This window comes from Aeromonas bivalvium, from assembly GCF_000819765.1.
GTDB classification, from domain to species: Bacteria; Pseudomonadota; Gammaproteobacteria; order Enterobacterales; family Aeromonadaceae; genus Aeromonas; species Aeromonas bivalvium.
The window spans coordinates 1-8,310 of the sequence record NZ_CDBT01000021.1 but is presented as its reverse complement, the minus strand read 5'-3'; the positions used below and the strand labels follow the sequence as shown (position 1 = coordinate 8,310).

The following is an 8,310-nucleotide window of genomic DNA, read 5'->3' as shown; positions in this document are numbered from 1 at the left end:
TCCTGCTGCTGGCCATGGCCCTGCTCTACAACCGGCTGCTGGGGCGACGTTACCCCAACACGGGCAGGGCGGCGCTCCATCCACACCAGACCCGGGATCCCCAGCCGAGCGAGCGGCTGGCCACCCAGGCCAGTGACATCGACTTTGCCTTGAACAAACACGGGGAGCTGCTCGACATCAGCCGCGGGGATCTGCGGGATCTGTTGCAAGAGGCGCAGCAGCACGCCCTGCTGGGGCGAGTGGGCACTGTGCTGGTGCAGGACGTGATGTCACGGGATCTGGTGGTGGCCGGGCCAGAGGATCCCGCCCTGACGGCGTGGCAACGCCTCTCCCACCACCAGATCAAGGCCCTGCCCGTGGTGAATGGGGCGGGGGAACTGGCGGGCATCATCACCTTGCACGATCTGCTGGTCGACGCCGCCCTGGCCGAGCCCAGGGCGGCGGGGGCGCTGGCGAGTCTGACGGTGGCGGATCTGATGACCCGGGAGGTGCAGACGGCGCGGCGCTATCAGCCCCTTTACGATCTGGTGGCGGCCTTCTCCGACGGCGGCCTGCACCACATGCCCGTGGTGGAAGGGTCTCAGCTGGTGGGCATCATCACCCAGTCCGACATGGTGGCAGCCCTGTTCAACCTGGCGCTGCGCCCGGATCCTGAGACCGATCTCCCCTGAGCCGCGCCCTCAGTCGGTCGAGGGGGCCTGGGCCCGGATCAGCGCCTTGTCCGCCTCCAGGCTCATGGCCAGCTCGCAGCGGGCCAGGGCCAGCCTGCCATGGTGGCGCGCCGCCTCGGCCATGGCCGGGCTGCCGTGGGTCAGCGCCTGCAGGGATTTTTGCAGCCGCAGGGCCACCTCTACGGTGGCGGCGCCGTCCCGGGCGATGGCGGTGAAGGCATCATCGAACAGATCGGCCATGGCCAGCGGCGGCACGCCGATCCTGTCGTAGAGGAGGGCATCCTCGTCCCGTTGCGCCTGTGGCAGGGGGGCGTCCCACATCACGAACAGGCGCACCAGGGTGCCCAGTATGCCGATGGCGGTGCCGGGATCGTTGACGGCGGGGGAGAGGGCGCGCCCGGCTATCTCGGCGAGCACCACCAGGCCGAAGCGGGGATCCTCGTCGAACAATCGCTCCCGCCCTATCTGGAAGGCGCTGGCCAGTCGCGCCCTGTCCAGCCTGGCCGGCTCAGGGCAGCCGTGGAGCAGGGCGAGATCCTGACCCGGCGCCACCAGGGTGCCTGGCAGGGCCAGGATCTGCACCCGGGTATCCATCTCGGCGGCCAGGGCCTGGAGGCGCGCCATGTCAATCTGTTGCACATAACCGACCTCGGGGCTCGCCAGCGGCAGGCCCCCGGTCGGGGTGCCATCGGCGGCGTGGGCTCCCAGTGTGGGGGAGAGGCGGCGCAGCAGCAGGGCGTCATGGGTCACCTGCTCCACCCGGTTGACCGTGGTGCCCAGGCGCCCCAGGCGGGCGATGCGATCCACCCAGTGCACGAACATCAGGATGACGATGGCCAGCACCATCAAGGTGAGCAGGAACAGGGTGAAACGGCCCGCCAGCTCGAAGTAGCCATTCTTGACTCCCGTCAGGGCGACCACGCTGAAGATGAAGGCGCCGATGAAGGTGGAGAGGGCATTTTGCGACACGTCATCGGCGATCACCAGGGTGACGCTGCGAGGGGTGGCGGCGCTGCTGGCGGAGGCGTAGGCCGCCACCATGGAGGCCACGGCGAAGGTGGCGATCCCCAGCATGCTGGCGGCCATGATGGAGAGCAGGGCGAGCAGTGCCTCGCTGGTGATGGCGGGCAGGAAGCGGCCTATCCCCGCGTGGTCGGCGAGCCTGGCGGCCAGGGCGCCCAGGATGGAGAGCAGGCAGATGGCCAGGGGTTTGACCCAGAGCCGCTCGCGCAGGCGGTTGAGCAGAAAGCGGATCCGATCGCGGGAGGGGATTAATGACATGGGCACTCCTGAGGCGCATGGGGACACCCCAGCCTAGGGTGTTCCGGGCGGCGCCGCAATCACCTCGAGGGGCCCTGACCCGTGAGCGGCCCCGCCGGGCTCAACGAAGAGGAGCGGCCGGGGCCGCTCCTCTTGCTGTCCCGACGGGACCCATGGCTCAGGCATAGCGCGCCAGGGTCAGCCCCTCGTCGCTGATGGCCGGGGTCTGGCCGCCGATGAGATCGCTGAGCAGCTGCCCTGAGCCCGCCGCCATGGTCCAGCCCAGGGTACCGTGGCCTGTGTTGAGCCACAGACCCGGGATGGGGCTTGGCCCCACCAGGGGGGTGCCGTCCGGCGTCATGGGGCGCAGACCGGTCCAGAACTCGGCCCGGGCGAGATCGCCCCCCTCGGGGAAGAGGTCGCGTACTACCATGGCCAGGGTGTCGTGGCGTCTGGGGTTGAGCGCCAGGTTGAAGCCGCTCAGCTCGGCCATGCCGCCGACCCGGATCCGCTCGTCGAAACGGGTGATGGCCACCTTGTAGGTTTCATCCAGCACGGTGCTGCGGGGGGCCGCGTCGCCATTGGTCATCGGTAGGGTCAGGGAGTAGCCCTTGACCGGGTAGACAGGCAGATCCAGGCCGAGGGGGCGCAGGAAGCCGGTGGCATAGCTGCCCAGGGCGCAGACGATGGCATCGGCCTGCCAGCGCTGCTCGCCAGCGCGCACCGCCACCGCGCGTCCTCCCTGCACCTCGATCTCGTCGAGGGGGCAGTCGAACACGAACGTTACCCCGAGCCGCTCGGCCTCGGCGGCCAGGGCGCGGGTGAAGCGATAGCAGTCCCCCGTCTCGTCTCCGGGCAGGCGCAGCCCGCCCACCACCTTGCCGCGTACCCGTGCCAGGGCAGGCTCTGCCGCCTCGCAGCCGCTGGCATCGAGCGATTCATAGGGAACGCCGTACTCCTCGAGCACGGCGATGTCCCGCTTGCTCGCCTCGAGCTGGGCCTGGCTTCGAAACAGCTGCAGGGTGCCGAGCTGGCGCCCCTCGTAGTCCAGGGCCAGATCGTCTCTGAGGGTCTTCATGCAGTCGCGGCTGTATTCGGCCAGACGCACCATGCGCCCCTTGTTGGTGGCATAGGCCGCCGGGGTACAGTTGGCGAACATCTTCAGCATCCAGCGCAGCTGGAAGGGATCCGAGGTGGGGCGCACCGTGAAGGGGGCATGTTTTTGCAGCAACCACTTGGCCGCCTTGAGGGGAATGCCGGGGGCCGCCCAGGGGGCCGCATAGCCGGGGGAGATCTGCCCCGCGTTGCCGTGGCTGGTCTCAAGCGCCACCCCGCTGCGGCGTTCGAGCAGGGTCACCTCGTGGCCTGCTTTGGCCAGATACCAGGCGCTGGTCACCCCAATGACGCCACCTCCCAGAACCACTATCTTCATCGCACCATCCTTGTATTCGCTGCGCGCTGTCAATGTCAGGGATCACGGCGTCCGCATCGGGGCGGGGTGGCCGTTTCCACCAAGACCGGTCCCCAGGGTGACCGGCTGGCACTCACGTTATCACTGGCAGCGCAATCGGCAAATGTTGCATCAAAAAAATATGATATATCGCTAACTTTACATAGTTTGCTGGTTTGTTATGCGTCATGGTATTAATGTTGCGACATATCGTGTTGCCATTTTCTTGCTATGAATGACCTGCTCAATAGCTGCCTGTCCCCTTGGTCCTCGCCGATGGGACAAGAAGAGGTTTGAATGAGTCATTTCATGCCGCAGGCGGGCTGAAAGGAGGGGGAGACAAGCCATGGTTGTCAGGAGTCAGGGGACGACGCCCGCTCTTATCTGGCCCGGACAAGAAAAAAGCCCCGGTCGGGGCTTTTTTCTGGCAAGGCAGGCACGTCCGGAGTCGACTTACTGCTTGTTGAAGACGGTGGTACGGGCCAGGGTGGTGCGGTTGCCGCTCTCCAGCCAGCTCCTGACGCGCTGGGCATCGGCGACCCTGGCCCCCGAGGTGTCGGCGTTGAGCAGCACCATGATCATGGGCTCGCGGTTGATCCTCGCCTCCATCACCAGGCAGCGACCCGCCTCGCGGATATAGCCGGTCTTGGAGAGCAGCACCTGCCAGTTGGCATCGTGTACCAGGCGGTTGGAGTTGCGATAGTGGAGCTGGCGCTTGCCGGTGCGCACATAATGCTGCTGGGCCGAGGTGTACTGGCGGATGAGGGGGTAGGCGGAGGCCGCCGCCACCAGTTTGGCCAGGTCATGGGCGGTGGAGACGTTGCGCGGGTTGAGACCTGTGCTGTCGGCAAAACGGGTGTGCCACATGCCGAGCATGCGGGCCTTGGCATTCATGGCGGCAATAAAGGCGCGCTGGCCCCCCGGGTAATAGCGGGCGAGGGAGGAGGCGGCGCGGTTCTCCGAGGCCATCAGGGAGATATGCAGCATCTCGGCCCGGCTCAGGCGCGAGCCGATGGCCAGGCGCGAGCCCGTGCCCTTGATGCGGTCGATATCGGCCTTGCTCACCGTGATCATCTCGTTCATGCGCTGGTTGGCATCGAGCACCACCAGGGCCGTCATCAGCTTGGTGATGGAGGCGATGGGCATGACCCGATTGCCGTTGCGCTCGGAGAGGATCTCCCCGGTACGGGGATTGGCAATGACGAAGGCGGCCGAGCTCAGGGTGGGATCATCGCGTCGCTCGAGAAATCCCTTTTGCTGAGCGGACTGGGCCGAGGGGGGGTTGAGAAAAGGAGTGGCGAAGGCACCCAGACTGACGGGAAGAAGCAAGGCACCGAGCAGCATTCTGGCAAGGGAAGGTAGCATCATGATGGTTTACCGCGTGAAAAAAACCGAAATCAACCTCTCAGTTATATGTCGGGTTCTGACGCGCCGCAATCCCCAGTGCCTTGAAGTGATTAAATATAAGTTGACCCCGGGGCAAGCGGGGTCAGTTCGATGCTCGCCTGACACCTATCTTGTTGAAAAACAGCGCAAGAGAGGGCAGATGCCCCCCGCGGCTGGGGGGGCGGCCATGGTCAGGCCAGGGCTTGCGCCAGCAGATGGACGGGGTGCTCGCAGCGAAAGGGGGTGCTCATCTCTATCTGCCACTTGCAGGTCTCGCAGTCGGTGATGACGAGGTCGGGTTTCAGGCGGTTTATCTGATCAAACAGTCCCTCGCCGATGGCCTGGCTGGTCTGGTAGTTCTCCGACTTGAAGCCATAGGTGCCGGCGATGCCGCAGCACTGGGACGCCAGCACGCTCACCCTGACCCCGGGAATGGCGCGCAGCAGCTCGAGTGTGTAGATGACGCCCCCCATCTTCTCCAGGTGGCAGGGGGTGTGGTAGGCGATGTGCAAGTCCAGCGGCTTCATGGCGGGCAGGTTGCCCTTGTTGAACTCGTTCCACAGGAAGCGGGTGACCAGGGAGATGCGATCCCGCACCTTGCGATTGTCTTGGCCCAGCAGGTGAGGGTACTCGTCTCTCAGGGTGAAGCCGCAGGTGGAGGAGGTGGCCAGCAGCGGCATCTCGTTGCCGAGCAGGGTGCCCTCCATCTGCTGGATGTTGAAGGCGGCCTGACGCTTTGCCTTGTCCATGAAGCCGTTGGCAATGAGCGGCACGCCGCAGCACTTCTCCCGTGCCAGCAGTTGCACGCCGATGTTCATGGCGTTGAGCACCCGCACCAGCTCCTTGCCGAGCTGAGGGTGGTTGTAGTTCACATAGCAGCCGTGGAAGTAGGCCACCTGGCGGCCATAGCTGGCCTGGGTGGCTTGCTGGTGCTTGTACCAGCCGCGGAAGGTACCCTGGGAGTACTTGGGCAGGTCGCGGTGGGAGGAGACCCCCAGCGCCTTGTCCAGCACCCGTTTCACGGGTTTAAGGCCTGTGGTGAAGTTGACCAGGGGGGCCATCAGGGTGGACATGCTGCCCATCAGGTCGGTGTGAGAGAGCACGAACTCGCGCACACCCGGCTTGATACCGCCGTACTGGTGCTTGGCCCGGGCGATGATGTCGCCGATGGGGACCCCGCTTGGGCAGGCTACCTCGCAGCGCTTGCAGTTGGTGCAATGCTTGAGCGCCTCGTCATAGAGGTCCGGATCCTTGATGCGCAGCCGCTCGCCGTCCGGGCCGGCCTGCTTGGGGCCTGGATAGGCGGGATTGGCCTTTGCCACCGGGCAGTAGACGGTGCAGACGGTGCACTTGATGCACTGATCGAAGGAGTGGTTGGCATGGTCTAGCGGCATCATGATGCCTCCCGGGCGAGCTGATGAGCGGCCGAGTCGGACGGGGATCCCCCCATCCGGGCCAGTATGTGGCCAGCGACCTGCCAGCCGGTGGCGACCGCCACCCCGGAGCCGGATCCCTCCGCGATGGGGTCATAGTGCGCCAGTACGCTGCCGGCGCCGTAGAGGTTGGCGAGGGCCTTGCCACCACGCAGTACCCGCAGCTGGGCATCGGTCTTGACCCCGAATCCCATGAAGGGGTGAGCGCCAAACAGGCGGCGTCCGGCCCAGGCATCGCGATCCGCCAGGCTCAGCACATCGGCCCCGAAGATGGGTTCGTCAATGCCGCCAAGGCGCGAGGTCAGGCCACGGCTGAAGAAGCTGCCGCTGGCGAGCACGAAGTGATCCGCCTCGAACAGGAGATCGTCCCCGTTCTGGCTGTGTACGCCGATCACCCTGTCTCCTGCCACCCTGGCTCCCAATACCCGTTCACTGGTGAGGAAGGTGCCCCCCAGAGCCACGAAGCGGCGGGTGAGCGCCTCCTGCATCCGCATGCCGATGAGGGAGGGGGGCAGGGTGGCGACCTCGCGAAGGGTGCAGCCGCACTGGCCCTCGAGCTCGGCGAGCCGCGACCCGACCAGCCCCTGGGAGAGGCAGGCGGGCAGCACCAGCTGGCAGTCAGCCGGTGCCTGATGCTCGCGCAGCAGGCGGCGGATCTCCTGGGCCAGGGCGGCCAGCAGTGCCTCTCCCTTGGCGTCTTGCCGATCGAACAGCCGGGCCAGATCCGCGGAGCGGCACTCGTGGGGATTGCGGCCGAAGGTGCCGAGCTGGGGCAGGTCTATCTCCCCCGTCAGCAGGCGGCTGTGGGCCAGGCGGGGATGGCGTGCCAGATTGGCCGCCGCCAGGGCGGGGTGAAAGTCGCGAAAGCCCGCCAGGGTGGCCAGCATGATGGCGGAGGGGGCGGGCGCCGCACCGATGCAGGCGCTGCTGCGGGGGGAGAGCCAGGTGGCTTTCAGGGTGCCGAGGGGGGTGAGCCGCAGGTGGTTGTGCTGCTCGTGATAGAGGGGAAGACCCTGGGCGGCGCAGTGGCGCTGCAGATCGGCCAGGCTCGCCGCTATGTTGGCAGTCCCCACCTTGGCGTAGGGGTGCGCCGGGTTGGCGGCCAGGAAGGCGGGGAGGGCGGCGTAGGGGTCACCCTCCCCCTCGAGCAGGTCCACCGAGCCGGAGGAGAAGTGCAGTGCGCTCTGGCCCGAGGCCATGATCAGGGTCTTCTGGCCCGCCTCGGCGAGGCGCAGCCCGGCGCACAGGCCCGCCATGCCGCCGCCAATGATGAGGGTATCGAATCTCATGCGGATGCTCCTTGATAGGTCTCGCTGGGGGACAAGGGGGCGTCTTCGGACCTGGGCGCCGGCGCCATCTCAGGGGCCAGGCCGCACAGGCCCTGATAAATCCAGTGGGTAAATTCGGTCTCTCGCAGGGCATCGCCCCAGAGCACGGGCCGCACCCCCTGGAAACGCTCCTCCAGGAAATCGCGCAGCATCTGGCAGGCGCCCTGGCCATCGGCCTTGCCGTATTCGTGCATCAGGCCGGCGGCGCGATAGGCGCACAGCTCCCCCTGGCAGGGCCCCATGCCGAGGCGGGTGCGGCGACGCAGATCCACCAGGTTGTCCACCGCCAGTTCGCGCAGGGCGTAGCCTATCTCTCCGGCCGTCACCATCTCGCATTCGCAGATGAGGGCATTGGCCCTGGGGTTGTCTTGAAAGAAGGCGATGACCCGTTCGCCATGGCGGGATTCGGCCGTCCCCTTGACCGGCCTCGACAGGCCGGGAGCCGGGTGACGTTCGGGATCCTGGGAGCCGGGCAGGGGGAGCTGGGCGGTGCGACAGGGCTTGTCGTTGCCAAGCTTGCGGGCAACCATATCCGTGGCCATTTCGGCCATCAGCCGATAGGTCATCAGCTTGCCCCCCGTGATGGTGATGAGCCCCTCCATGCCATCCCGGCTTGCGTGATCGAGCAGCACTATGCCGCGGCTGATGTTACGCCCCGAGGGGTCGTCATCCACCGCCACCAGGGGACGCACCCCGGCATAGGCGCGCAGCAGGCGGGCCCTGGCCATGGCGGGTGCCAGCTTGATCCCCTCGCGCAGCAGCACCTCGACCTCCCCCGGGGT

6 protein-coding genes and 1 pseudogene are annotated in these 8,310 nt (G+C 66.6%); 1 reads left to right on the top strand and 6 read right to left on the bottom strand.

Translation table 11 applies throughout. The features are described 5' to 3' along the window. The coding region (locus BN1119_RS08665) for a CBS domain-containing protein (RefSeq protein ID WP_041996675.1) at positions 1–671 on the top strand (671 nt) is incomplete at its 5' end. 9 nt (positions 672–680) lie between these two features. Here the strand turns inward: BN1119_RS08665 and BN1119_RS08660 are convergent. The 6 genes and pseudogenes from BN1119_RS08660 to BN1119_RS08635 all read right to left on the bottom strand — a co-directional run. Next, positions 681–1,952: a DUF2254 domain-containing protein gene (locus BN1119_RS08660; RefSeq protein ID WP_041996673.1), complete on the bottom strand. Its 1,272-nt coding sequence runs from the start codon at positions 1,950–1,952 to the stop codon at positions 681–683. Between the two features lie 157 nt (positions 1,953–2,109). Continuing rightward, entirely contained in the window at positions 2,110–3,396 is a 1,287-nt protein-coding gene (locus tag BN1119_RS08655; RefSeq protein WP_342027773.1) for a D-amino acid dehydrogenase, read from the bottom strand. A gap of 438 nt (positions 3,397–3,834) precedes the next feature. Then, the gene (gene pbpG / locus BN1119_RS08650; RefSeq protein ID WP_041996667.1) at positions 3,835–4,749 is read right to left on the bottom strand and encodes a D-alanyl-D-alanine endopeptidase; all 915 of its coding nucleotides are present in this window, start codon (positions 4,747–4,749) and stop codon (positions 3,835–3,837) included. Between the two features lie 209 nt (positions 4,750–4,958). Further along, positions 4,959–6,161, bottom strand: coding sequence for an anaerobic glycerol-3-phosphate dehydrogenase subunit GlpC (glpC, locus tag BN1119_RS08645; RefSeq protein WP_041996677.1), 1,203 nt, complete (start codon positions 6,159–6,161; stop codon positions 4,959–4,961). Continuing rightward, positions 6,161–7,489, bottom strand: coding sequence for a glycerol-3-phosphate dehydrogenase subunit GlpB (glpB, locus tag BN1119_RS08640; RefSeq protein ID WP_041996663.1), 1,329 nt, complete (start codon positions 7,487–7,489; stop codon positions 6,161–6,163). The genes glpC and glpB overlap by 1 nt, the downstream gene beginning before the upstream one ends. Further along, positions 7,482–8,310 (bottom strand): annotated as a pseudogene (locus BN1119_RS08635) ((2Fe-2S)-binding protein); the annotation flags it as partial. The gene glpB and the pseudogene BN1119_RS08635, both read right to left, overlap by 8 nt.